Below are 24425 nucleotides of genomic sequence, written 5' to 3'. Positions count from 1 at the left end.
TTTTTAACATCTAGCGAACACCTAGACACTGTCATTCACGATTAAAAACAAACGACTCAAGGCCGAAGGCCTTTGTTTTATTTCAACCTATCTGCCAACACACCAACAGAAAGCGCATATTTAAACGAGGGGTTGTAACGCATAAGCACACAGAAATTGTTATAAACCAAATATCCATGACTGAGCTCAGGATTTGTAATAATCAAAGAAGCATTCACCTCCACCTTAGGCAAAGACCAGCCATTCATACGCGTTATACCTTCTTGATCCCACTGCCCCAGACTTCGCCAGCCCTTTAAATGCTTGTCATAGCGTTTACACGCTAACGCTTGCTCGGCGTAGTTTTGCGTCTCCTCTTCAAAATCGACTAACTTTTTAGGTGGCACAATCACTTTACGCGCCCAACTGCGTTTTTCATCCCAACCATAAGAACTCAAATAATTGGCAACAGAGGCATAAAGATCTGGCCCCTCGGTCCAAATATCTTTTTTACCATCACCATTGTAATCCACCGCGTATTGCAAGTAGGTACTAGGCATAAACTGAGGTACCCCTAAGGCACCAGCCCAAGAGCTTTTTAGCTGCTCAAACGAAGCCTGCTCGGTTTCGATCATTTCTAAAGACGCGAATATTTCTTTACGAAAACGCGCCCCTCGGCGCTTGTCATAAGCGAGGGTAGAGAGCACGTTAAACAAGTCATGGCTTAGCTTGTAACTTCCATAATTAGTCTCAACACCGATGATCGCTACAATAAAGCGAGCTGGCACACCATAACGTTGAGCAATAGGCTCTATCTTTGCCAAGTTCTTTTTTAGGTAGGCTTGACCCTGCTTTACTCGTACATCCCCCACCCTACGCTCAATATAATCGTGATAAGACTCTGTAAATTCAGCTTGTTTACGATCTGACTTAATCACTCGCTTTTTAAACTGCACATGAGCAAATGCCCGATCAATATTACTTTGGCTAATGCCCTTACTGAGCGCTTCGCTTTTTAATTGCTCAAGCCAAACATCAAAATCGGGACTATTCTCAGCAAAGACCGAACAACTGAACATCATACAAGCCAACAAAGCTCGCTTTATCATTCTCAAATCCATCGAAGTAAAAACCAAGAAACTATAGTAACGCCTTGGCCTACGGCACAAAAGCGCTAACTATGCGCCGTGTTACGCTATCTGCTAAAATTCACACTTTTCTACTTCAGCAGCTATATCTTCGCTACCAAACAGCCAAGCACTGTTAGCGACTGCCTTGCTTTAGAATATTTAACAGGAACTTCTATGAGTGATACACAACGTGTTCTAACCGTTAACAATGATTTACCCATCCGCACAGAACAAAAAGTGCACAACGGCAAAGTCCGCTCAGTATATTGGCTCACTCAAGAAGACAGCGCTCGCTTAATTAAAGAAAAAGCCTATGACGTCGCTCCAGGCACTGAACTAGCGGTTATGGTTATTAGCGATCGTATCTCAGCATTTGAGTGCTTGTGGCACGGAGAGAACGACCTTGACGGCATACCCGGCAAAGGCGCTGCCCTGAACACCATTTCTGCCCACTGGTTTAAACTCTTTAAAGAAAAAGGCTTGGCAGATAGCCACATTCTTGATGTGCCCCACCCACTTGTTTGGATTGTTCAAAAAGCCAAACCCGTTATGATCGAAGCCATCGCCCGCAATTATATCACCGGCTCTATGTGGCGCGCCTACAGTAAAGGTGAGCGAGTCTTCTGCGGCCAGCAACTTCCCGAAGGCTTAACAAAAGATCAACGCCTACCTGAACTACTGATCACCCCATCAACCAAAGGCATACTTCGTGGAGTTCCTGGAATCCCCGAAGTCGATGATGTAAATATCAGCCGCAGTGACATTGAAAATAATGTTGAAGCCTTTTGTTTTAAACAGCCTCACGATGTTGACCTGTACGAAAAGTTACTAAGCGACGCCTTTGCTGTTATTAGCGAAGAGCTTGCCAAACAAGACCAAGTGTTTGTTGATACCAAATTTGAATTTGGCTATGTCACCGACGCCGCAGGCAAAGAAAAGCTTATTTATATGGATGAGGTGGGCACCCCTGACTCCTCACGTATCTGGGATGGTGAACAATTGCGCTCCGGTAAGGTTGTAGAAAAATCAAAAGAAGAGTTTCGTCAGATACTGCTCAATTATTTTCCCGATGCCGATATCCTCACCAACAAAGATCGCATGGAAGAGCGCTACGCTCTAGCGCGAGATAATGAGCTACCAGAATCAGTAATGATGCAAGTGAGTAAGACCTACACCGACATTGCAGAAAAAATTACAGGACAGCCACTTACCGTGCCAAGCGATCCCAAGACCGAAATCATAGAGGTCTTAGATAAGCAGTTTGGCATTATTGCCCAGTAAGCAAATAATACGAATCAAAAAAGGCCGCTTAGCGGCCTTTTTTCTGTTTTTTTAGTGGCCTTAGCTTAAAAGCTCTGCCCCTTGTGCACTTAACCAAGCACTCAAGTCCACCTCTTTACCAAGAGCCAAAGAGAAACGATATTCCACTTGCTGAGCGTAAGTCACCTCTAACATCTGCCCTTGATGCAGACTTAACCAATGGCGCAAGCCCTGCTCCAAAGCAAAATCACCAAGTGCACGCAACTCTTGTACTGGCTGCACTAATTGATAAGGAGCAGAGTCTAAAGCTTGGCTAACACTACCTGAATAGGCCCGAATTAAACCACCAGCTCCCAGCTTCGTACCGCCAAAATAACGAATCACCACAACGGCAATATTGCCAAAACCTTTGTGAACAATCGCCGCGAGCATGGGCCTTCCTGCTGTGCCTGAAGGCTCACCATCATCTCCTGAGCCCGCCATTAATGCATTTTCAGGTTCACCAATGCAATAAGCCCAACAGTGATGCCGTGCATCCGGAAATTGCTGCCGCCAATGCTCTAAAAAAGGAGCAAATTCTGCTTTTGACTCAATCGCCTTCCAACGCACAATAAAGCGGCTTTTTTTAACTTCTAGCTCAAATTCACCTTGCGTGAGTGCTTGCTTAAAAACACCTTTACTCATGAATGATCATTCTTTTGCATATTGTCACCTGTGTGACTGACATATATCAACGCGCTAGCAAGCATAAGTCGGAGAATACACGGCTCTGGCTGCTACGTTTTTTCTCATTGTAACACCGACACAGATGCGCTTAGCGTCTATCGCCCTACTTACAATCTCAGAAGTTCAGCCCAAGACCGCCACAGGAGTAAAGAAGCAACCATGCGTCTCCACTTGAATCAGAAGTTGATGGCAGCGCTATTTGTTAGCTCTGTCATTTTGTTTGTTGAATTCTTTGGTTTTCCCGGCCTCAATTTAACCCACAGCCAAGAAATTACCGCCTCCATTTTAATTATTGCAGCCGTACTCTGGATCAGTGAGTGGGTGCCCTTATTTGTAGTTAGCTTTCTTATTCTTGCCCTAGAGATTGTCTGGCTACTTCCAGGCTTAAAAGAACTAAACGCCCACACGGCCAATACTCTTTTCTTTGGCGCATTTTTCTCAGATATTATTTTACTCTTCCTCGGTGGTTTTGTTCTCAGCTCTCTGATGCAAAAATACGGCTTAGAGCTTAAGTTTGCTCAAGCCATTCTCAACCGTACTGGAGGGCGCGCAAACGTTACCCTCTTAGGTATTATTCTCGCTTGCGCTTTTTTATCGATGTGGATGAGTAATACCGCCACTACTGCCATGATGCTGACGATTGTTTTCCCTTTAATTAAGCGTATTCCTACAGAACACCCCTTTCGTATTGCCCTAGTACTTAGCGTACCTTTTGCCTGTAATGTCGGTGGTATAGGCACCCCCATCGGGACCCCACCCAACGCCATCGCATTAAGCTACCTTGCACAAAAAGGCATCCATTTAAGCTTCGCTCAGTGGGTCATTCTGACCTTACCGTTTATGCTTTTTTTCTTATTTGTACTCTGGCAATTACTGGCTCGCTTGTATCCAGCCAAAGGCTTAGTATTAAGCATTGAAAACCGCAATACCGACGAATTCAGTTTAAAACACGCCCTCGCCCTAGCCATCTTTGCTATCACTGCCCTTGGCTGGTTCTTAGGCAAACAAATTGGACTTTCAACAGGAACGGTTGCTCTATTTCCTCTCATCGCCTGTTTCTGGTTAGGCTTACTGGACACCGCAGATTTCCGTAAATTGCCTTGGGATATTCTCTATATTATTTCTGGTGGCCTTGCTCTTGGCATCGCACTTAAATCCAGCGGCCTCGATGCTGTGATTATTGGCACCTTGCCGGCCAACCCAGTAACCGTCGTGTTATTAAGTATTTTACTAACTGCCGCAATGTCTAACCTCATGAGCCACACGGCAACCGCAGGCTTGGTTATTCCCCTAGTCGTATCACTTGATGGCAGTGCAGGCTTTATCGTGACATTAGTAGTATCACTTGCCGTCACCTGCTCTATGGCAATGGCGCTGCCTGTGTCGACGCCACCCAACGCGATTGCATTTAGCTCACAAGCACTGCGAGGCAAAGACTTAATTCTCGCAGGCTCGATAATGAGTGCTGTTGGTGTACTCACCGTTATTATATTTGGACGCCCATATTGGGCTGCGATTATGGGGGCATAAACATGGAGCTGCTGATACAAAAATGCCAAAGCTGTCAGAGTCGTAACTTGCGTAATATCTTAGCTCGAGGCGAGACTCAAAAAGTCTTTGTGCAATGCCGTCATTGCCATGCACTGGTTGCCCGCTATGAACTAAGTAGCGGCGGCTATTTTCATGCAGGTAAAGGCTTTGAGAGTTTTTTGCGCTCTATTGAACGCGATGGCGGCCTTAGTAGTGCCAGAGATATCGATGAGCTTTATCACGCAGCAGAAAGCGAAGCCAATACCGAGTTTGAGGAACTTCAACAGACTTTGAAATTGAAATACAGCGACAAACTACCTTAAACATGCAAACTATTGCGCTAGAAGCAAAGCCTCCAAAACGCACAAGCATAATCAGTACACAACAAAGATATAAAAAGTAGGTTTAGCCAAAACCTGCCCTGCACTAAACTATTAGCTATGATGGCCAAAGAGCCGGAGCATAATATAAACGCGCAGGGAGACACTGATGCGACTGCACTTAGATAAAACCTTTACCGCCGCGATCTTCGTCGCCATAGTGGTAGGCCTTGTTGAGTTATTAGGCCTACCCATTCTAGGCTTGAATCACGCCCAAGAAATAACCGCCGCTATTTTGGTCATTGCCGCAGTACTTTGGATCAGTGAATGGGTACCCTTATTTGTCGTTAGTTTTTTAATCTTGGCTCTGGAGATAGTCTGGCTACTGCCAAATCTGCAAAGCCTCGATCTTGCAAACAGCAACAACTTATTTTTTGCAGCCTTTTTCTCAGACATTATTTTGCTCTTTTTAGGTGGCTTTGTTTTAAGTTCACTGATGCAAAAATACGGCTTAGACCTCAAGTTTGCGCAGAGTATCTTAAAACAAACTCGCGGCCACGCTGACCTCACTTTATTAGGCATCATTCTCGCCTGTGCGTTTTTATCGATGTGGATTAGTAACACCGCGACTACCGCAATGATGCTAACCATTGTTTTCCCTCTACTTAAAACCATTCCAACTGAGCATCCCTTTCGTATCGCTTTAGTACTGGCTATTCCCTTTGCATGCAATATCGGTGGTATAGGCACACCTATTGGCACCCCACCCAATGCCATCGCCTTAAGTTATTTGGCCCAGTTAGATATCAGCTTAAGTTTTGCTCAGTGGATCAGTTTAACCGCGCCATTTTTAATCTTTTTCTTAGTCTTTTTATGGCAGCTGCTTTCTCGACTCTATCCAGCCAAAGGCTTGGTTCTAAGTATAGAAAGCCGCGAGGATACCCCTTTCAGCCCTAAACAAGGTGCTGCCTTAGCGGTCTTTATTGTTACCGCTCTTGGCTGGTTTTTTGGTAAGCAACTTGGCTTATCGACCGGTACAGTCGCTCTCTTCCCTCTTATTGTTTGCTTCTGGTTTGGCTTATTAGATACCTCAGACTTTAGAAAATTACCCTGGGATATTTTGTATATTATTAGTGGTGGTTTAGCGCTGGGCATTGCGCTTAAATCAAGCGGTTTAGATAGTGTTATTGTCGGAACACTACCGGCAGATCCCACTACCATTATGATGGTGGGGGTTTTACTTGCCGCCGCTATGTCGACCGTTATGAGCAATACAGCGACAGCAGGTTTAGTCATTCCCTTAGTGATGTCTTTAAATATCAGCACAGGGCTTATTGTTGCTCTAGTTGTGTCACTTGCCATGACCTGCTCTATGGCCATGGCCCTTCCTGTAACCACACCTCCCAACGCGATTGCCTTTAGCTCACAGGCCATACGCGGTAAAGACATGATGCTAACAGGTGGTATCATGACCATCGTTGGCGTAGTGGCCGTAATTGTTTTTGGTCGCCCCTACTGGACAGCAATGATTGGAGCTTAGTAATGGAAATACATATTCAGAAATGCCAAAAATGTAATGGTCGTAATTTACGTAATATCCTTGTACGGGATGAAGAACAAAAAGTCTTTGTACAATGTCGCGACTGTGAAGCTCTAGTTGCCCGCTATATTCTCTCTAGCGGAGGCTACTTCCATGCGGGCAAAGGCTTTGAAAGCTTTTTACGCTCGATTGAACGCGATGGGGGGCTGACCAGCGCCCGCAATATTGACGAGCTTTATAACGATGCCGAAGCCAGTGCTGTAAAAGAGTTTAATGAGCTCGAAAGCACCTTGGAAGAAAAGTACCAAGGTAAACTGCCCTAAGCTCAATAAAGTGAAGGCTTATATAACAGAGCCTTCACTTCTCTTAGTGACTACTTTTTACTCTTAAAATACGCCAAGATTTCTACGTGGGGTGTTTGTGGAAACTGATCCAAGGGTTGTACCTCAATCAACTTATAACCGCCGTCAATAAAAGCTCGCGCATCACGACAAAAAGTCGCTAAGTCGCAGCTAATATAAAACACCGATTTAAAACGAGGTTTTTTCGGAAACAGTAATTTTTTTTGCTTTAAGCCGTCTCTTGGGGGGTCTAACACCAAGACATCGGTGTTTTTATGCTCTGTGATCAGGCTCTCAAAAATAGTTTCATCAAATAGATTAGCGATTTCAGCATAGACACCTGGGATATTTTTGCAGGCCAGCGCCTCAATCGCTTCACGGGAGCCTTCAACAGCATGAATATTTTTTACACCCGCTGCGGCAATCGCTTCTGTAAAATTACCACTGCCACAAAACAGCTCCAACGCCGTTTCGACCTGCCCCATAGCTTTAATCTTATTGTGTAACCAAGCGCGCATCGCTGTATTTTGTTGAGTATTAGCTTGCTGAAAAGCTAAGCGTTTATTAACAGATACGCCCTCTGCTCCGGAATTTTCATCAACGTCGAGGGTTGACCAAGGCTGCTTCTTAGAGGGAGCTTGCCACTGGCTATTGGGCAACTGAGTTCGCAAGGTTTGCATGGCGCTTAAATTATCTTCACTCAGCACCATGCAACTTTCAACATCCACTAACGTGTTCGAACCTTGGCTGACAAAACCAAGCTTTTTACCATCACTTTTGAACTGGACACGATTACGCCAAGCAAATTCACTGCCGCAAGGCCAAATAGTATGAACCTCTGCTTTAGTATCAATACGGTGAATGTTAGTAAGAACCCGCTGCTGCTTTGCGAGCAGTTGAGCTTTATAATCAACAATCATCCACGGGCATGCACCGCATTGACCATCTTGATGACCTTGATATTTACAGGGCGGCTGGCGACGAACATCTGCCTCTACTAATAGCTCTTTTAATGAGGCAAAACCAACACGCCCTTTAATACTATGCAACTCAAATAAGGCTCGTTCACCCAACCAAACTCCAGAGGCAAAGACAGTTGCCCCTAATGGATGTTTGACAACCCCCTGCCCCGCTGAGGTTAGGTCAATCACCTCGGCTTCAAATACTTCACCAATCTTCACAGGGTTCTCCGCACACAAAAACCTTAGTTTACATCAAAGGGCTAAAAGCTCGGTGTAAATATACAAGCCCCATCGTTTCTTGAACCTGCTTGAGGCAAAAAAAGAGAGTAAATAAAACGATGTAAAGAAGCGAAGTACAGATCGCTGTAGGCAATACAAGTCGCTAGACAATAGAAATAATAAATTATCGAGATACCAAACAAAGTGTATAGCGGCATATTTATAAGCCCCTATAGACTGGTTTGCCCTTGCCCGACTCAATAAAACTTATCCCCAAGGCCACTCTGCATGGCAAGCATAAGCCTGCTGAGCCTTAGACATGGTCGTATGCCACAAACAGCTAAAGCTGAGGTCCAGCCTCAACCAAGGCCTTGGCCTCAGCCGAGTCAGCAAACTTGGCAAAATTGGCAATAAAACGTCCAGCTAAGTCTTTGGCCTTCACTTGCCACTCGCTGCCATTGGCATAGCTAGCACGTGGGTCCAAGATCTCACCATGGCAACTTGGTAACTCCGTGGGATAACGTAAGTTAAAAATGGGCAACGTTTCACAAGCAGCGGTTTCTATCGAGCCATCCAAAATGGCATCGATAATAGCCCTTGTTTCCTTAATAGAGATACGTTTGCCCTTACCATTCCAACCGGTGTTTACAAGGTAGGCCTTGGCTCCAACCGCATCCATTCGAGCAATTAACTCTTCACCGTATTTTATAGGGTGCAAGGTTAAAAAAGCTTTACCAAAACAGGGAGAAAACGTAGGCACAGGTTCGGTAATGCCTCGTTCCGTACCGGCAAGTTTGGCAGTAAAGCCACTTAAAAAATGGTATTTACACTGCTCGTGATCAAGCTTAGATACAGGAGGAAGAACCCCAAAAGCATCCGCCGTTAAAAAGATCACCTTGCTAGCATGGCCCCCACAGCTGACCGGTTTAACAATATTTTCGATATGATAAATAGGATAACTAACTCGGGTATTTTCAGTGATTGATGCATCATCGTAGTCAACACTGTTATCAGCATTAAGCACCACATTTTCAAGTAAGGCGTTACGCTGAATAGCATTGTAAATATCGGGCTCACTGTCTTTATCTAAAAAGATTGTCTTGGCATAACAGCCACCCTCAAAGTTAAAGATGCCATCATCATCCCAACCGTGCTCATCATCACCAATCAGTTTGCGCTTAGGGTCTGTTGATAAGGTGGTTTTACCTGTGCCACTTAAACCAAAAAATATCGCCACATCGCCGTCTTCCCCCATATTGGCAGCACAGTGCATCGAAGCCATATGATGTAAAGGCAGATAGTAGTTCATCATTGAAAACATGCCTTTCTTCATTTCACCGCCATACCAAGTGCCACCGATGATCTGAACCTTTTCACTCATGTTGAAAGCAACAAACACCTCCGAATTAAGGCCCTGCTCTTGCCAGTTGGGATTAGTGGTTTTAGACGCATTCATCACAACAAAATCAGGTTCACCAAAGTTTTCTAACTCTTCTTCGGTGGGGCGAATGAACATGTTTTTTACAAAATGGGCCTGCCAAGCAACCTCCATAATAAAACGGACTTTTAAACGAGTACTATCATGGCTGCCACAATAGGCATCGACCACAAATAAACGGCTCTCACTGAGTTGTTCGGTCACTAAAGATTTAAGAGCAGCCCAAATGTCAGGACTGATAGCATGATTGTCATTATGGGCTTGCTCGGTGTCCCACCACAGGTGCTCACGACTGGTATCGTCTAAGACAATATATTTATCCTTGGGTGAGCGACCAGTGAACTCCCCCGTGCGCACAGCAACGGCACCATTATCCGTCACGATACCTTTCTCAAAGCCAACTAAACTGGCCTTGGTCTCTTCTTCAAATAGCTGTTCAAAACTCGGGTTATAAACGACGTCTGTAACACCGCTTATGCCATATTGACTAAGATCGACGCTTAACTTTCTCATACTCATAGCAGACTCCTTACTATGAACTAAAAACTACGAACGAAAAATAACAACTCCATTTTCAGCATAGTCCTGCCAGAGCGCCTTAGTAGAGCAAAGACATGATGTAAAGCAAGGTATTAAGCGATAAGCACTTTATTTGATTTAAAGTCAGTTTATTCCCCCCAAAGCAAAGTCAAAAGCTTAGAATAGGCTTATAAAAATATGAGCCCCAGAGCATGTATTCTTCACCTACAAGCACCAGCAGCATTCTAAGAACGCTGACTTTTATATTCAGCTTTTGGGCACTGCCCCTTCAGGCGGAAACGCAAAAGCAAGAGCAATGGGAAGTCCTACAAGAGCAGAGCTTCGAACCCAGTATTTTCACCCAAGGTTTATTTGTAGACGGCGATTTTCTACTTGTTAGCAGTGGTGGTTTTGGTCATTCTTTTATAAGTAAAATACCACTTAATAATTCAACAGAAACTGCCAATAACTCGCCGCACAGTACACGCAAATACCTACCCAAGTCTCAATTTGCTGAAGGTTTTAGCCTACACGAAGGTCATTATTACCTACTTACTTGGAAAGCGGGCCTAGCCTATAAGCTCGATAAAAATTTTGAACACTTAACAAGCTATAAACTGGCATACGAAGGCTGGGGCCTAACAAGCAACGGCCAACAACTTATTGCCAGTGATGGCAGTGCTACCTTACGCTTCCTTAACGAGCATGATTTTAGTACTCAGCGAAGCATCAAGGTCAAGCACAAGCAACAAGCACTTAATAAGATCAATGAGCTGGAGTGGGCTCAAGGCTACATTTGGGCCAATGTTTGGCACGATGACCATATTTACAAAATCAATCCCCAAGACGGACGTGTTGAAGGTAAATGGGATCTCAGCTGCCTGCGCCATAAGCTCAAGCTCAACACCCCTGAAGCCGTATTAAACGGTATTGCTTGGGACGAAACACGACAAGCATTCTGGATAACAGGCAAGCTCTGGCCCCAACGCTACTTAATTCGCTTTAAAGAACATGGCGATTCATCGCTTCAGGCCTTAAACTAGCGCCCTTTGAAGAAACCACACAAGCAGTATTGATATATGCCTACCGAACTTCTCTCCCCCGCCGGCACCCTTAAAAGCATGCGTTACGCCTTTGCCTATGGCGCAGATGCAGTCTATGCCGGCCAACCTCGCTATAGCTTGCGCGTGCGCAATAACGAATTTAACAAGATAGAGAATATCGGAGCGGCAATTGCAGAAGCCCATACAATGGGTAAGAAGTTCTACCTAGCTTCCAATTTAAGCCCTCATAACGACAAGGTTCGCTCATATTTACGCGATTTAGAGCCCGTTATAGAAATGAAACCCGACGCTTTGATTATGAGTGATCCGGGCTTGATCATGCTTGTACGTGAAAATTGGCCTGATCAAGAAGTTCATTTAAGTGTGCAGGCCAACGCCGTCAACTACGCAACCGTAAAGTTTTGGGCTCAGAACGGGATTAAACGAGTCATTCTAAGCCGTGAGCTCAGTATTGATGAGATCGCTGAAATTCGTCAGCAATGCCCTGATGTTGAACTAGAGGTCTTTGTACATGGCGCTCTTTGTATTGCTTATAGTGGCCGCTGTTTATTAAGCGGATATATGACTCACCGAGATTCGAACCAAGGCGCTTGTACAAACAGCTGCCGCTGGCAATACAACGTACATGAGGCGAAAGAAAACGAAACCGGTGATTTAATCGCCAGTAGCGAAACGCCAATTTGGACTCCCGAGGACGAACCCGCCCCTGTCTTACTACAAGAAAAGCATCGCCCAGGTGAGTACATGCCAGCTTATGAAGACGAGCACGGAACCTATATTATGAACAGCAAAGACCTGCGCGCAGTCCAGCATGTTCAACGCTTGGTCGAGCTTGGTATAGAAAGTTTAAAAATTGAAGGGCGCACTAAAAGCCATTATTACGCCGCCCGTACCGCGCAAATCTATCGCACCGCAATTGACGCAGCTGAACGCGGTGAAAAATTTGATATGAATTGGATGGCCGAACTCGATCACCTAGCCAACCGCGGTTACACCGAAGGTTTTTACCGCCGCCATGTGCCCGAGGAATACCAAAATTACGAAACCGGAGTATCTAACAACCCCAATCAACAATTTGTTGGTGAAGTTCTCGACTTCGACAGAGGCAACAACCTACTACGCATTGATGTTAAAAACCGTTTTGCAATTGGCAACCGCCTGCAACTGGTCACCCCCGAGGGTAATCGCAGCTTTGATTTAAGCGCACTTCGCAACAAGCACAGTGAAGCGATCGAGGTTGCCCCAGGTTCAGGCCACCTAGTTGAGTTAAACCTAGATGAAGTGATCGGTGATAACGCGGTCAGCGATACTAGCTTAAGCTACGCTTTATTAATGAGATATGCAGAGCCGACGCAAGAGTAGCACCATGTTACAAGCCCGAGACTTCCAACATATTGTTGTATTAAGTGGCGCTGGCCTCAGCGCTGAATCGGGCTTAAAGACCTTTCGCGACGCCGATGGTTTATGGGAAGGCCATAAAGTCGAAGATGTTTGTAGCCCCGAAGCCTTCGAACGCAGCCCTGAAACCGTACTTCATTTCTACAATGAGCGCCGGGCTCAACTTGCCCAAGCCAAACCCAATGCAGCCCACCAAGCTTTGGCCGATTTCCAACATCGCCACCCCTCAAAAATAACGCTTATAACCCAAAACGTGGATGATCTACTAGAACGAGCAGGAGCAAACAAGGTTATTCATATGCATGGTGAACTGCTTAAAGGCCTGTGCACCGCATGCAGCGAACGCTTTGAGTGGCTACTGCCAATGTTCAAAGAAAGCCTTTGCCCCAAATGCCATAAACTTGGCCATATCAGACCCGATATCGTCTGGTTTGGTGAACTGCCTTATCATATGAGAGCCATTGAACACGCTCTCACCCAATGTGACTTATTCGTAGCAATCGGCACATCGGGTAATGTTTACCCTGCTGCAGGCTTCGTCAGCCATGCCAACAGTGCTGGTGCAGAAACTATCGAGCTGAACTTAGAAAACAGCAATAGCCCTTGGTTTAGCGAAAAGCATCGCGGCCTTGCCAGTGAGCTTGTGCCCCAGATGTTCCGCCTCTAGTTACTATTTTGTAACAAGCCTCTGTTAGCCCCACCGCAGCTTGATCCTAATCAAAGCCGCAAAGCGGCTCAGACATAGACTGTTGCTATGAATACCCCCACTAATCCAGCGACCATTATTAGTTTGCAATCACGAGAAGAAATAAGCTTGTGTGACGCCAGTCTGCGCCACCGTTTTGAGCTGCGCCGCAATAAGCCTATGGCCATCATTATCGATGCCCAACAAGGTTTAGAGCTACTCGCTGAACAAAGTGAAATAGGCCTCAGCCTACAAAAAGAATTAAAGCTTTGGCATAAAGCCCTTGGCCGACGAAAGATCAGCTGTATAGAGCTGCATTACAGCGGAGCCTTTCTACACCCTTTTGATATCACCGGTATTATTCACGGTATCGCAAGTAAATTTGATATCAGTGACGCCCTTTACCGAGTGGTACTATCGCCCGATGATGCCCAAACAGAAGTACTTGCCCTACTTCGCGGTTTAAGCTTTCAACACTGCCAATTAGCTATTGAACACGCCCAATCTGACCAGCTACAAATGCTTGAAGAGCCCATCGATGAAGCGCGAACCTACAAGTTTGCACGTGTTGGGGTACAAATACAGCACAGCGAAGGGGTTGAAAACCTGCGTAAGAGCATACGTGTTATGCGTGATCGCTACTCTCCAGATTATATTTATATTGGCTCGACCACCTACCCACTTGGTGAAAAAGACATCGAGCAACAAACCACCTTGTTTAAAGAGGATTTAATTGAAGTGAGCACCGACCATTTAAACCTTGGTCCAGGTGCTAGCAGTAAATTTGGCTCTCTACGTTTGACGAACTTCAGCGACATTGGTCACTACTTAGAGGAAATCGAAAAAGGCCAACTACCTTTGCATCAAAGACCCCTATCTTAGTGGCGCATAAAGCGCTAAAATTAGAGCAATTAATTGCATACGTATTAGGGTCTTAGACAAATGACTGTACAGCTTGCTTCTTCCTCTTCATGTTCTGGCGCCGGTGCTGGTGCGGGTCTTCCTCAAACCAACTGCGCAGACTGTCGTTTAGCTGGTATTTGCTTACCCATTAGCCTTGAAATTGAAGATATCGATAAACTCGACAGTATTATTCAACGCGGCCGTCCTTTACAGAAAAAAGACCACCTCTATCACGCGGGCGAGGCCTTTAAATCTGTCTACGCCGTGCGTTCAGGTGCAGTCAAGACCGTTAAGATCACTGAGGACGGGATAGAACAAATTACCGGCTTCCACCTTCCTGGTGAAATCATTGGCATTGATGGGCTTGCTACTAACCTACACAGTAACTCGGCCATCGCTTTAGAAACCGCCGCTGTTTGCGAAATTCCTTTTAGCCGCCTTGAAGAGCTCAGCGTTGCAATCCCAACACTACAACGTCGCTTCTTCCAGCTAATGAGTAAGGAGATCGCTGAAGAACAGCAACTTATCACCATGCTCAGCAAGAACAGCGCAGAAGAGCGCCTTGCCGCCCTGTTACTTTCTATTGCCACTCGCAACCAATATCGTGGTTTATCAGCCAAAGAATTTCACTTGCCGATGAGCCGTTCGGACATTGGTAATTATCTTGGTCTAACCATCGAGACTGTAAGTCGTATTTTTACTCGCTTAAATAAAAGCGGCATCATCACTTTGGATAAGAAACACATCCAAATTAATGATATTGATGCCCTGCGTTCAAGCTCACTAAGCAGCTGTAAAGACTAATACGAATGACTAACTATTTTGAACGCGTTAACGCGCTTATAGACGCGGCGAATGCTCTCGACCCCAATTTAGAAGAAGACAACGGCCAACAGATCTCAAAAGAGCTTCTCTACAGCCAACGTATGACGTCTATGCTTGAGGCTTTTGATACCTCGGCATCTGAAGCCTTAAAGATAGCAGCTCGCGCCCAGCACATAGAGCGCTGGCGCTCTCCTCGCAGTGACTACCCAGAAGGTCGTACAGGCTATAAAAAGTGGCGTGCCAATCTAGGCCTCTTCCACGCTCAACGTACAGCAGAGCTAATGGAAGAAGCTGGTTACGATGCCGACAGCATTGATCGCGTTAAATATCTTGTGCAAAAGCGTGGTATAAAACGAGACGCCGAAAGTCAGTGCCTTGAAGATGTTATTTGTTTAGTTTTTCTACAATATTACCTGGATGACTTTGCTACCAAGCACGACGAAGCCAAGCTTATTGATATCATTCAAAAGACTTGGGCGAAAATGAGCGAGCAAGGCCATAGTGCAGCGCTCAAGCTTAACTACCAAGCAGCCATGCTTGAGTTGATTCAAAAGGCGTTAAGTTAAGCCCTCAGCCCTATGACTCTTACCTTTATCTTACTGAAGCACCTGCACGTTTGGTGTGTTGTACTGAGCGTAATGCTTTTTTGTGTGCGCTTGAGTTGGCTACGTAAACAAAACGAACTGTTGAAAAAGCGCATAGTACGTATATTGCCACACCTGATTGATAACCTGATGATGATCAGCGGTATAGGAATGATGCTGATCTTACACTACCACCAATACCTACCTAACTGGTTAGCGCTAAAGCTCGTGCTCTTAGGTAGCTATATAATGTTTGGCCTACTTGCCATGCGTAAGAAGCAAGCGAGACTCATCACAAGCAGCCTTGCCCTCCTGAGTGTCTTTACCATTGTTTGGCTTGCCATCAACAAACCCGCCCTCAGCTTTTTAACGTTTTAATAACTTTCAGAGCTAAATTCCCCTCCACTAAAACTCTTTAGATCTTACAGGCGTCTCTGCGGCACCTGTAAGAAGCTTCTTACTATTTTCACACCTAAAAGTGTTGACACAGACCAAACACAAACGTTAAATGGGTCACAGTAGTACTAAATAATTCTAATAAAAACACATATAAAGGCAGGTTAGTTCTATGAAGAAACTGACAAAGCTGTTAGCCCTCGGTCTATTCTCTACCGTTACAGCCACTAGCTATGCATGTGACGAAAGTTGTATGCGTGAGCAAGTCAAAAGCGAAAAAAACATCGAATTCCCAAGCTATCTTACTTGGGAATACTGTGAAGGCCTGCGCCATGACTTTATAACGACGGACATGCAAAACTTACAGTCATATAGCACCACTCGCTTCAACACCCGCTACAAAGGCCCAATAAAAAACATCGTGCAATTGATAGACCAGCGAAAAGACTGGCTTGGCGAATGTGACACTTACTTTAGTGCCACTAAAGATCAGCGTATTTTTAACGATAAAAAGACAACAGATGCCATCTTCAAGCAAATGGACAACGTAAAAGAAGAGCTTGTTGATGTTATCAACGGTGCCCGCTACAGCTCAGAGAATGGCGATGAGACCGTCGCCGTAGTGGGTGAAAAGTTTGAAGCACTGTTTCAGCTTGTTGATAACCACAACAATCTTATGCACCTACGCGGTAGCTATGTTTATCAATAGTTCGCAAAAGTACGGGTTAAATAGAGCTTATTAACGCTTGTTATACAAGGCTGTAAAAGGCATTAACTCAGCAATAATCAAATAACTCTAGTATGGCCTTTTAGATATACGGCTGATAAACAGCCCTGTGAAAATGATGAGGGCTTAAGCCGAAGCTCCAAACAGTGCACAGTTTATTAAAATGCCCTCGTCACCACAGACCATTAGCGAGTGCGAGAGCGGCTCGTTCCTGCACGCTTAGATGGCCCCCGGCCTTTACTAGAGTTATTCTTTCCTGGACTACTCGTTTTAGCACCACGACCTTTATTAGCTCCCCCACCGGCTTTGCCGCCACTGCTCTTAGCACCAGCTTTGGATGAGGCGCTTTTCCCGCGCCCTCGCCCACCTCGACTATCTTTTTGAGATGAGCCAGCCTCTTTAGGTTTTTCGGCATACCATGGTCGGCCAGTCGCCGGCTTTTTCGCTTTCTTTTTATTCTTTGATGCTTCAGCTTGGCCGCTTGAGTCTTTGACCATATCCAATAAAACCGAGAGCTCCTTTTCAGTTAAATCGCGCCACTCTCCCAGAGCCAAGCCCTTGAGGCTGACATTCATAATCCGAACGCGCTCAAGTTTCAGTACCTCAAAATCAAAGTACTCACACATACGGCGAATCTGTCTATTCAGACCTTCTATTAAGGTAATGCGAAAAACCGTATCCGATTCACGCTTTATCTTGCACTTTTTCGTATGGGTACCGAGTATGGGCACACCAGAGCCCATACCTTGAATAAACTTCTCAGTAAGCGGTTTATTAACCGTTACTAGGTACTCTTTTTCATGCTGATTGCCAGCGCGCAAGATTTTATTAACCAAGTCACCGTTGTTTGTTAGAAAGATAAGCCCTTGTGAATCTTTATCTAAACGGCCAATCGGGAATATACGTGTACTGTGGCGCACAAAATCAACAATATTATCTCGCTCACTGCTTTCGGTCGTACTAACGATACCCACTGGCTTGTTTAAGGCAATAAAGATCATATCTTCGGCTTGACGCGGCTCAATCTCTTGCCCGTTCACCTTTACTCTATCACCCGACTCTACACGATCACCTATCGTGGCACGGCGCCCGTTAATATAAACATTACCCTGCTCTACAAAGCGGTCGGCCTCCCGACGTGAGCAAATACCACTCTCACTAATGTATTTGTTTAAACGAATGCTAGACATAGTTCCAAATAGTTCAGGTTGCTAAAAACAGGCAGCTAGATGCTGGCGAGGGGCGATACTGCCCCTACTCAGATTTTATTGCAAGAAACAACATCAAAGATATAGCGCATCAAGCTAACAATAGAATGTGCTAATTAACACAAAAGCCCACCTATATGCTTTATAAGAACTATAGAGCAGACTTTTGTACTGGCTTAGCTATCGAGACTATGTATGGGCAGAAACTAAAGAGGTAAAGAAAAGTCGCTAGAAATCAGTTTTAACCAAGCTGCAAGGCGCTCTTCTGTTAACGCACTTTGATTATCTTGATCCAAAGCGAGCCCTACAAACTTGTCATCTAGCACACTTTCAGAGTGTTCAAACTCATAACCATCCGTAGGCCAAGCACCAACTATATTCGCGCCACGCTCTTCAACGAAGTCATAAATTTCCATCATCGCATCGACAAATTCATCGGGATAACCAACCTGGTCCCCCAGACCAAAAAGTGCTACTGTTTTTCCAGTAAAATCAAGATCTTCAATTTTCCCTAAGAACTCCTCCCAGCTTTCTGTTTCACAATCAGAGCTCAAACCAGGTAATTCACCGCTACCTAAGGTCGGCGTACCCAAGATCAAGTACTGATAACTGGCAAACTCTTCAACACTCACCCTATTTACATTAAGCGGTTTAGCCATTAACTCATCATCAAAGGCACGCTTAATAAATTTTGCAATCTTGCGAGTATTACCTGTACTCGAACCAAAAAAAACACCTATCTTTGCCATAAGCTTCTCCTACAGTGGGCATTCACAACAAACAAACGTAGATAAATCATCTAATTCACTATGACTACTGCATAAAGCAGACCATTCAAAATTTATAAAAAAGTCATTAAATTCAAGACCTTGAAAAAAGCAAATCATAAGAACCGTAGACTTTACGACGAATAAGAAGCAAGCAATGCCACGAGTGTTGGTTTTGCAACAAACCAACCGGTGATGTGAAGTAGTTAATGAAATTTAAGACGACATAAACAGACTAGAACCCAAGCTATTCTCAAGAATAGTGGAAAACTTCCCTCTAGTGATTAAAAAAAGATCTCTTTTTTTTACTATTCAAATCTAGCCCCTCTTTTTTATCTAAGCCTGTCTCAAACAGATCAAGCTCTAAATACGGAACCTCAGCATTGGTATTCAAGCATAATTTACAAGCGTTTAAATCCTGATTAGAAGGAGCTTCAAACATCAACGAGTGTAAGGCAGATTCTAATATCGACCTCAATCCACGCGCTCCGGTATTTCGCTCCAAAGCTTTTTGGGCAATAAACACCAGCGCTTCATTACTAATATCAAAATCGATATTTTGATAAAAAAACAAAGATTTATACTGCTTAAGTAAAGCATCCTTAGGTTCAGTTAAAATCGACAGCAACGCGTTTTCGTCAAGTTCTTGTAAAAAGCTTAATACAGGAAAACGACCAATAAACTCTGGAATCAAACCAAATTGTTGTAAATCGTCAGGCAATACATCGCTCAACAATTCAGGCGAACCACAAAGCTCATTTCGATGCTCTTCATAGGGCCTAGAGAGAAAACCAATACGGTTTTGTTTCGGCTTAATACGATCTAAGATCATTGACTCTAGGCCTGGAAAAGCGCCACCTGCAATAAACAAAACATTTTTACTATTGATTACAATATCGTCATGTTTGTTTTTTCGTTGTTGATCACTACTTAATTTTTTTTCACATCCCTCAAGCAACTTTAATAAGGCTTGCTGAACCCCCTCACCAGAAACATCACGGTTAGTTGCTTCACCACTGCCTCGTTTGGCGATTTTATCAATCTCGTCAATATAGACGATGCCCCACTGAGCTTTTTGCACGTCTCCTTCTGACACTTCTAACAAACGCTGCATAATACTATCAACATCATCACCAACATAGCCGGCCTGTGTTAAAGAGGTTGCATCCACAATCACCAAGGGTACAGACAAAACCTTTGCCAAACTACGCACTAATAAGGTTTTACCCGTACCCGACGCTCCAAGTAACAGGATATTTGACTTATCTAGCTCTACAAGATCCTGTTCCATATTAATATTCGTATGTCGACTATGCTGAAGACGTAAATAATGGTTATACACCGCAATGGCCAAAGTCTCTTTAGCGAGATCCTGCCCCACAACATACAGGTCGAGATGTGTTTTAATCTCTTTAGGGGTTTTTAATACAGGGCCTGCACTCGACTTTTTACTTTCATGCCCCCAGCTGGATACCACACGATGTGCCAATTTGACACATTCTTCACAAATAGCGCCGTTATTGCCAGAAATAAGTGGTAAGTCATTGTTTTTCTCCATGCCACAAAATGAACAGCACAAGTGCTCATGCCCTAAGGCTTGGCTTTCACTATCAGTACCCTTAGCGGAATCTTTATCAGCGACGCTATCGGGACCTTTATCAGACATAGCGGCTCTCCGACCTTAGCCCTTTCTCCTGTTTTATTTCACTACTGTGTTTATCGATAAGCTGTTTTTTCATAAGCCCTGCTAACCACGCTCTCTCTTTGCTGGAACGCTTACGCTGAATTAAGCTTGTACGAAGTTTGTTTTTAAGCTCATCAAAACCCACCTTTTTTTCAGCTCTAATTAACTCACAATAAAGCAGGTGAAAACCTAAGGGGGACTCAACAATGCCACTTAACTGACCGGATTTCATCGAAAATAAATGTTCTTCCAACTCAGTATAAAGAACGCCTTTTCGTATCTCGCCAAGCTTTCCTCCTTCCAAAGCAGTTGGACATTCACTGTGCTTAAGTGCTTGTTCAGAAAAACGACTGGGACGTTTGATAAGGCGCCTTTCTATTTGCTGGATTTTTTCTAAAGCCTGTACACGTTTGTTCTCTAAACTATCTTCATTGATGGTAATTAAAATATGACTCGCATGCCTTACTTCTGGCTGCACAAACTTATGTGCATTCATGTAATAAAATAAGCCTAATTCGGTATCACTGACCTCATCGCAATCGGCGCAAACAAAATCCATTATCGCTTCAAGTTGCAGCTCATGCTCTAGCGCTTGACGAAAGCCTCGCTTATCCAAACCCATTGCTCTCAAATCAGCTACAAATTCCTCTGCCTTCTGATAACGCATTTTCACTTTATCAAAGGCATCATCGAGATAAGATTTAGATAGTTTCACTTGCACAGCTTCAGGGCTTCTAAGAACCGCGCCCTCAATAGCAAGCTTGCGTTTAACCACCGATTCTAGTTCTGACTTTTGTTGAGCACTTAATTCCGAAGGCGGCAAGCTGTGCTGTTCTTGTGAAGCCTTAAAACACTCATATATAAACACCGATTCACTAAGCATAAAGCAGTTCTCCGTCACCACTTTCTTTAACTCTCTTTTTTCCCTTACCCTCCTTAGCACCATCAGCATACCCCTCCAGCTCAACTAAGGCGGCCTCAGGCATTCGTAAATATAAACCCGAAAAGTCAATATGATAGAAAACACGCTGCTGCTGATAATCAGGTAGAATCTTTACAACCTGTCCCACAGTTCCTCGAGCAAGAGAAAGACTATTTACTCTGTCTATGCTCATTCGAGTCCTTACCTTTTGCCTGAGCTCAAACTGAGCGGGCAACCAAGGTTCACTTGCGGCGATTAACTCTTGCTCACGACAACCAATGGTTTTCCCCTCATTAATAAAGTGAACACGGTAAATAATTTGATCTTGCAAAAAGCTGCCAATGTCCCTTACCGAGCCAATAGCTCCTTGCTTAAGTAATAACTCACCACGACGTTTACCCGGGTAGCTGCCATCGTTACGCACATTACGCACGACTCGAACTCGATCACCAAAATCGAATGTGGGTTTCATGCTAAGAGCCCTCTATATCGTCTAAAGCAACAAACGCTGGGGCTTGCTGTTGAAACACTTTTAATACTTTTTGCTGCTGAGCCGAAGAATCAACAAAATCGTCATAGGCTTGTTTTAATAACAAACGACAAGACTCAAAATCTTGATCAGAACTCAAGCCATCTAAATAGAGGCCCTCAGCTTTAAGGTAATTATGAAATTTTTGCATAATATGTAAGCGCTTAATCTGCAGTACACTTGTGTCAAAATCCAATGCAAAAAAATTCATAAAATCTTCAGCAGATTCAAGCTCTGAAAGCCCCTTTCTTTTACTACTCATGCTACCCCCTACTAACCAACGGCCAGTTCACTGTTACTGTATTGCTGGTAAAGTCGTATTAAATCCTGCTCGGTCGGGCTGCGTTTTGTTGAGCTGCTAAATTTACGTAAACCACCGAGTAATATAGGCGTCACATCGTCGCTCACTCTAAGACCTAGGCTTTCATAAGCTGCCTTTAATAAAGCACTGCCCGAATGCTTGCCAAGCACTAATTCGTGGCTACGGCCAAGCTCAGTAGGATCCAAACCTTGATAATTATGCTGATCTTTCAACAAGCCATCCACATGCACACCCGACTCGTGGGTAAAAACCATTGCCCCAACCACGCTCTTATTACTGCTTACAGAACGGCCAGAGGCCTGTTGCACAAAGGCTGAAAGAGCTGGAATTTTGGTAGTATCAATAGCTAAATCAAGTGCGTGTAAATGCTTTAAAGCAAACACACACTCTTCTAAAGGCGCATTACCGGCACGTTCACCTAAGCCATTAACTGTGGTATTTATATGGCTTGCCCCGGCTTTAACAGCCGCAAGCGTATTAGCCGTTGCTAGGCCATAATCGTCATGGGCGTGCATTTCTAACTCAAGCCCACTGCTCTGCCTGAGCTTTTTAAGGCTTTCATAACACCTAAAAGGCTCAAGAATACCCAAGGTATCGGCATAACGCAGGCGCTTAGCTCCATATTTTTCTGCGCATTCAGCAATACGAGAGAGGAAATCGGCATCTGCACGCGATGCATCTTCACAGCCAATACAAACCTCTAAGCCATAGTCGAGGGCACGTGGGATAAGCTTAACAAGCTGATCTAATACCCAAGCTTCACTTTTATGGATTTTATTTTTAAGCTGCTGAGCAGAGCTCGGCACACTTAAATCCACCATGTCAACGCCAGTTGATGCCGCGAGTGTTAAGTCCGCTTCATTTAAACGACTCCAAACCAAGGATTTAGCCCCCAGTTTTAACTCAACAATAGAGCGAATAAGTTCACACTCCTCTGCACCCATAGCCGGAATGCCAAGTTCCAGCTCTTGTACACCGAGTTCAACTAATGAGCGAGCAATATGTATTTTTTCTTCAGCACTAAAAGCCACACCCGCACTTTGCTCACCATCGCGCAGAGTTGTATCGTCAATGACAACCTGTTGTGTGTTTTGCGACCCACACAGGCTCTGTTGATCTTGCTGGAACATAAGGCATACCCACTTCTGTATTCACTAGCCACTGCTTGTTTAGCAATGTATAAGCACGCTGCTAAACCTTAAATTTAAGCCTTCCACTTAGGCCACTCTCCATAAGCTACTCACTTAAGCATAAATGGGAGCAAATTCGGCATCACCGCTTTGTACTCCTTCGCTCCAATACGGAGACAAACTACGCAAGCGCTGTACAATGCCCGGTACAGCGGCAATAACCCTATCAACCTCTTCTTCAGTGTTATAACGCGATAGGGAAAAACGCAAAGTGCCGTGCGCAGCTGTTAAAGGAATACCCATGGCCTTCATAACATGAGAGGGCTCGAGTGAGCCCGATGTACAAGCCGACCCGCTTGATGCCGCAATGCCTTGTTTATTTAAAAGTAATAACAGCGCCTCACCTTCGATAAATTCAAAAGCGATACTGGTGGTATTAGGCAAACGCTTAAGAGTATTACCTGTAACAAAGCAATTAGGTACTGCCTGAAGAATACCTTGCTCCAATTTATCTCGCAGTTTACTGACCACTGAATTCTCATAAGCCATATGCGCTAGAGCCAACTCAGCAGCCTTGCCTAGAGCCACAATGCTCGCTGTATTTTCAGTGCCGGCACGACGCCCTCGCTCTTGATGCCCACCGCGTAATAAAGGCCTAAAGCGAGTACCGCGTTTTAAATACAAAACACCAATGCCTTTAGGCGCATGTAATTTATGCCCCGATAAAGAAAGCATATGAATAGAAGAGTTAGCCAAGTTAATAGGTAGTTTACCTGCGGCCTGTACAGCATCAGTGTGAAACATAACGTTAGCGGCTTCAGCCATCGCCGCCATCGTTTCAACAGGATAAACATTACCGGTTTCGTTATTCGCCCACATAACAGATACCAGCGCGACACGCTCAGACAATAAAGATTTATAAGCTTTAAGGTCGAGGCAACCTTGCTTATCTACTTTTAAGTAGTGCACGGTATAACCTTGCAACTCGAGGTTATTACACAAATTCAGAATCGCGGGATGCTCTACTTCAGTGGTAATAATTTCTTTGCGGTCAGGCTGAGCTCGTAAAGCAGAGAGTATCGCTGTGCTATCAGATTCAGTTCCACACGAGGTAAAAATCACTTCAGAGTCGTGTTCAGCCCCCAATAAGGTTTGTAGTTGCTGGCGAGCTTCACGTAAAGCCATGCCCACTTTATTGCCAAAGCTATGCATGGATGAGGCATTACCATATTGTTCACAAAAAAAAGGCAACATGCACTCAAGTACTTCAGGGGCAACCATGGTGGTAGCGTTGTTATCCATATAAATATCGTTCAT

The 24425-nt window shown here is 44.5% G+C and carries 25 protein-coding genes; 13 read left to right on the top strand and 12 right to left on the bottom strand.

Going from position 1 to position 24425, the window contains the following annotated elements; genetic code table 11:
• Positions 1–77 precede the first annotated feature (77 nt).
• Positions 78–1088, bottom strand: coding sequence for a lytic transglycosylase domain-containing protein (locus AB1S55_RS10965; protein ID WP_370978185.1), 1011 nt, complete (start codon positions 1086–1088; stop codon positions 78–80).
• 195 nt (positions 1089–1283) lie between these two features.
• Here AB1S55_RS10965 and AB1S55_RS10960 point away from each other — a divergent pair, with 195 nt between their 5' ends.
• On the top strand, positions 1284–2390 hold the full coding sequence (locus AB1S55_RS10960) for a phosphoribosylaminoimidazolesuccinocarboxamide synthase (protein WP_370978183.1): 1107 nt from the start codon (positions 1284–1286) through the stop codon (positions 2388–2390).
• Positions 2391–2450: 60 nt separating this feature from the next.
• On the opposite strand, the gene AB1S55_RS10955 is transcribed toward AB1S55_RS10960, so the two are convergent.
• Positions 2451–3053, bottom strand: coding sequence for a YigZ family protein (locus AB1S55_RS10955; protein WP_370978181.1), 603 nt, complete (start codon positions 3051–3053; stop codon positions 2451–2453).
• A gap of 201 nt (positions 3054–3254) precedes the next feature.
• Here AB1S55_RS10955 and AB1S55_RS10950 point away from each other — a divergent pair, with 201 nt between their 5' ends.
• The 4 genes from AB1S55_RS10950 to AB1S55_RS10935 all read left to right on the top strand — a co-directional run bounded on the left by AB1S55_RS10950 (position 3255) and on the right by AB1S55_RS10935 (position 6808).
• Positions 3255–4625 (top strand): DASS family sodium-coupled anion symporter, encoded by a 1371-nt coding sequence (locus AB1S55_RS10950; RefSeq protein WP_370978179.1) that lies wholly within the window; start codon positions 3255–3257, stop codon positions 4623–4625.
• Positions 4626–4627: 2 nt separating this feature from the next.
• Positions 4628–4948: a hypothetical protein gene (locus tag AB1S55_RS10945; protein ID WP_370978178.1), complete on the top strand. Its 321-nt coding sequence runs from the start codon at positions 4628–4630 to the stop codon at positions 4946–4948.
• Between the two features lie 166 nt (positions 4949–5114).
• Entirely contained in the window at positions 5115–6485 is a 1371-nt protein-coding gene (locus AB1S55_RS10940; protein WP_370978176.1) for a DASS family sodium-coupled anion symporter, read from the top strand.
• 2 nt (positions 6486–6487) lie between these two features.
• Positions 6488–6808, top strand: coding sequence for a hypothetical protein (locus AB1S55_RS10935; RefSeq protein ID WP_370978175.1), 321 nt, complete (start codon positions 6488–6490; stop codon positions 6806–6808).
• A 50-nt stretch (positions 6809–6858) separates the two neighbouring features.
• Here AB1S55_RS10935 and AB1S55_RS10930 read toward each other — a convergent pair whose 3' ends face one another.
• Both AB1S55_RS10930 and pckA read right to left on the bottom strand, forming a co-directional pair.
• Positions 6859–8007, bottom strand: a complete 1149-nt coding sequence (locus tag AB1S55_RS10930) for a class I SAM-dependent RNA methyltransferase (RefSeq protein WP_370978173.1) — start codon at positions 8005–8007, stop codon at positions 6859–6861.
• A 340-nt stretch (positions 8008–8347) separates the two neighbouring features.
• Positions 8348–9964 carry a phosphoenolpyruvate carboxykinase (ATP) gene (pckA, locus tag AB1S55_RS10925; protein ID WP_370978172.1) on the bottom strand — a complete coding sequence of 539 codons (1617 nt, stop codon included), beginning with the start codon at positions 9962–9964 and terminating at the stop codon, positions 8348–8350.
• Positions 9965–10176: 212 nt separating this feature from the next.
• Here pckA and AB1S55_RS10920 point away from each other — a divergent pair, with 212 nt between their 5' ends.
• From AB1S55_RS10920 to AB1S55_RS10885, 8 genes are all read left to right on the top strand, one after another.
• Complete coding sequence (locus AB1S55_RS10920) at positions 10177–11007, top strand: glutaminyl-peptide cyclotransferase (protein ID WP_370978171.1); 831 nt, start codon at positions 10177–10179, stop codon at positions 11005–11007.
• A gap of 36 nt (positions 11008–11043) precedes the next feature.
• Positions 11044–12390, top strand: a complete 1347-nt coding sequence (yegQ, locus tag AB1S55_RS10915; protein WP_370978169.1) for a tRNA 5-hydroxyuridine modification protein YegQ — start codon at positions 11044–11046, stop codon at positions 12388–12390.
• Between the two features lie 4 nt (positions 12391–12394).
• A complete protein-coding gene (locus tag AB1S55_RS10910) occupies positions 12395–13093 on the top strand; it encodes an NAD-dependent deacylase (protein ID WP_370978167.1) in 699 nt (232 codons plus the stop codon).
• Positions 13094–13180: 87 nt separating this feature from the next.
• Positions 13181–13993 (top strand): hypothetical protein, encoded by an 813-nt coding sequence (locus AB1S55_RS10905; RefSeq protein ID WP_370978166.1) that lies wholly within the window; start codon positions 13181–13183, stop codon positions 13991–13993.
• Positions 13994–14053: 60 nt separating this feature from the next.
• Positions 14054–14818 carry a fumarate/nitrate reduction transcriptional regulator Fnr gene (gene fnr / locus AB1S55_RS10900; protein WP_370978164.1) on the top strand — a complete coding sequence of 255 codons (765 nt, stop codon included), beginning with the start codon at positions 14054–14056 and terminating at the stop codon, positions 14816–14818.
• Between the two features lie 5 nt (positions 14819–14823).
• Positions 14824–15405, top strand: coding sequence for a DUF4202 domain-containing protein (locus tag AB1S55_RS10895; protein WP_370978162.1), 582 nt, complete (start codon positions 14824–14826; stop codon positions 15403–15405).
• Between the two features lie 12 nt (positions 15406–15417).
• A complete protein-coding gene (locus tag AB1S55_RS10890) occupies positions 15418–15801 on the top strand; it encodes a SirB2 family protein (RefSeq protein WP_370978161.1) in 384 nt (127 codons plus the stop codon).
• Positions 15802–15991: 190 nt separating this feature from the next.
• A complete protein-coding gene (locus tag AB1S55_RS10885; RefSeq protein ID WP_370978160.1) occupies positions 15992–16528 on the top strand; it encodes a hypothetical protein in 537 nt (178 codons plus the stop codon).
• A gap of 203 nt (positions 16529–16731) precedes the next feature.
• On the opposite strand, the gene rluF is transcribed toward AB1S55_RS10885, so the two are convergent.
• The 8 genes from rluF to nifS all read right to left on the bottom strand — a co-directional run bounded on the left by rluF (position 16732) and on the right by nifS (position 24425).
• Positions 16732–17736: a 23S rRNA pseudouridine(2604) synthase RluF gene (gene rluF / locus AB1S55_RS10880; protein ID WP_370978158.1), complete on the bottom strand. Its 1005-nt coding sequence runs from the start codon at positions 17734–17736 to the stop codon at positions 16732–16734.
• Between the two features lie 224 nt (positions 17737–17960).
• Positions 17961–18503 (bottom strand): flavodoxin, encoded by a 543-nt coding sequence (locus tag AB1S55_RS10875; RefSeq protein ID WP_370978156.1) that lies wholly within the window; start codon positions 18501–18503, stop codon positions 17961–17963.
• 295 nt (positions 18504–18798) lie between these two features.
• Entirely contained in the window at positions 18799–20187 is a 1389-nt protein-coding gene (gene clpX, locus AB1S55_RS10870) for an ATP-dependent Clp protease ATP-binding subunit ClpX (RefSeq protein ID WP_370978155.1), read from the bottom strand.
• Positions 20180–21088 (bottom strand): nitrogen fixation protein NifM, encoded by a 909-nt coding sequence (gene nifM / locus AB1S55_RS10865; RefSeq protein WP_370978153.1) that lies wholly within the window; start codon positions 21086–21088, stop codon positions 20180–20182. The genes clpX and nifM overlap by 8 nt, the downstream gene beginning before the upstream one ends.
• Entirely contained in the window at positions 21081–21599 is a 519-nt protein-coding gene (locus AB1S55_RS10860) for a nitrogen fixation protein NifZ (RefSeq protein ID WP_370978151.1), read from the bottom strand. The genes nifM and AB1S55_RS10860 overlap by 8 nt, the downstream gene beginning before the upstream one ends.
• A gap of 1 nt (position 21600) precedes the next feature.
• Positions 21601–21918, bottom strand: coding sequence for a nitrogenase-stabilizing/protective protein NifW (gene nifW, locus AB1S55_RS10855; protein ID WP_370978150.1), 318 nt, complete (start codon positions 21916–21918; stop codon positions 21601–21603).
• 11 nt (positions 21919–21929) lie between these two features.
• A complete protein-coding gene (nifV, locus tag AB1S55_RS10850) occupies positions 21930–23108 on the bottom strand; it encodes a homocitrate synthase (RefSeq protein ID WP_370978148.1) in 1179 nt (392 codons plus the stop codon).
• 114 nt (positions 23109–23222) lie between these two features.
• Positions 23223–24425 carry a cysteine desulfurase NifS gene (gene nifS / locus AB1S55_RS10845; protein ID WP_370978147.1) on the bottom strand — a complete coding sequence of 401 codons (1203 nt, stop codon included), beginning with the start codon at positions 24423–24425 and terminating at the stop codon, positions 23223–23225.

This window comes from Agaribacterium sp. ZY112 (genome assembly GCF_041346925.1).
Classification (GTDB): domain Bacteria; phylum Pseudomonadota; class Gammaproteobacteria; order Pseudomonadales; family Cellvibrionaceae; genus Agaribacterium.
The sequence above is the reverse complement of the archived record's forward strand: the minus strand, read 5'-3'. Positions and strand labels throughout refer to the sequence as shown.

Coding starts and splice junctions, on each gene's coding strand:
- AB1S55_RS10965 (WP_370978185.1), bottom strand. CDS start 1,088: ATGATAAAGCGAGCTTTGTTGGCTTGTATGATGTTCAGTTGTTCGGTC.
- AB1S55_RS10960 (WP_370978183.1), top strand. CDS start 1,284: ATGAGTGATACACAACGTGTTCTAACCGTTAACAATGATTTACCCATC.
- AB1S55_RS10955 (WP_370978181.1), bottom strand. CDS start 3,053: ATGAGTAAAGGTGTTTTTAAGCAAGCACTCACGCAAGGTGAATTTGAG.
- AB1S55_RS10950 (WP_370978179.1), top strand. CDS start 3,255: ATGCGTCTCCACTTGAATCAGAAGTTGATGGCAGCGCTATTTGTTAGC.
- AB1S55_RS10945 (WP_370978178.1), top strand. CDS start 4,628: ATGGAGCTGCTGATACAAAAATGCCAAAGCTGTCAGAGTCGTAACTTG.
- AB1S55_RS10940 (WP_370978176.1), top strand. CDS start 5,115: ATGCGACTGCACTTAGATAAAACCTTTACCGCCGCGATCTTCGTCGCC.
- AB1S55_RS10935 (WP_370978175.1), top strand. CDS start 6,488: ATGGAAATACATATTCAGAAATGCCAAAAATGTAATGGTCGTAATTTA.
- pckA (WP_370978172.1), bottom strand. CDS start 9,964: ATGAGTATGAGAAAGTTAAGCGTCGATCTTAGTCAATATGGCATAAGC.
- AB1S55_RS10920 (WP_370978171.1), top strand. CDS start 10,177: ATGTATTCTTCACCTACAAGCACCAGCAGCATTCTAAGAACGCTGACT.
- yegQ (WP_370978169.1), top strand. CDS start 11,044: ATGCCTACCGAACTTCTCTCCCCCGCCGGCACCCTTAAAAGCATGCGT.
- AB1S55_RS10910 (WP_370978167.1), top strand. CDS start 12,395: ATGTTACAAGCCCGAGACTTCCAACATATTGTTGTATTAAGTGGCGCT.
- AB1S55_RS10905 (WP_370978166.1), top strand. CDS start 13,181: ATGAATACCCCCACTAATCCAGCGACCATTATTAGTTTGCAATCACGA.
- fnr (WP_370978164.1), top strand. CDS start 14,054: ATGACTGTACAGCTTGCTTCTTCCTCTTCATGTTCTGGCGCCGGTGCT.
- AB1S55_RS10895 (WP_370978162.1), top strand. CDS start 14,824: ATGACTAACTATTTTGAACGCGTTAACGCGCTTATAGACGCGGCGAAT.
- AB1S55_RS10890 (WP_370978161.1), top strand. CDS start 15,418: ATGACTCTTACCTTTATCTTACTGAAGCACCTGCACGTTTGGTGTGTT.
- AB1S55_RS10885 (WP_370978160.1), top strand. CDS start 15,992: ATGAAGAAACTGACAAAGCTGTTAGCCCTCGGTCTATTCTCTACCGTT.
- rluF (WP_370978158.1), bottom strand. CDS start 17,736: ATGTCTAGCATTCGTTTAAACAAATACATTAGTGAGAGTGGTATTTGC.
- AB1S55_RS10875 (WP_370978156.1), bottom strand. CDS start 18,503: ATGGCAAAGATAGGTGTTTTTTTTGGTTCGAGTACAGGTAATACTCGC.
- clpX (WP_370978155.1), bottom strand. CDS start 20,187: ATGTCTGATAAAGGTCCCGATAGCGTCGCTGATAAAGATTCCGCTAAG.
- nifM (WP_370978153.1), bottom strand. CDS start 21,088: ATGCTTAGTGAATCGGTGTTTATATATGAGTGTTTTAAGGCTTCACAA.
- AB1S55_RS10860 (WP_370978151.1), bottom strand. CDS start 21,599: ATGAAACCCACATTCGATTTTGGTGATCGAGTTCGAGTCGTGCGTAAT.
- nifW (WP_370978150.1), bottom strand. CDS start 21,918: ATGAGTAGTAAAAGAAAGGGGCTTTCAGAGCTTGAATCTGCTGAAGAT.
- nifV (WP_370978148.1), bottom strand. CDS start 23,108: ATGTTCCAGCAAGATCAACAGAGCCTGTGTGGGTCGCAAAACACACAA.
- nifS (WP_370978147.1), bottom strand. CDS start 24,425: ATGAACGATATTTATATGGATAACAACGCTACCACCATGGTTGCCCCT.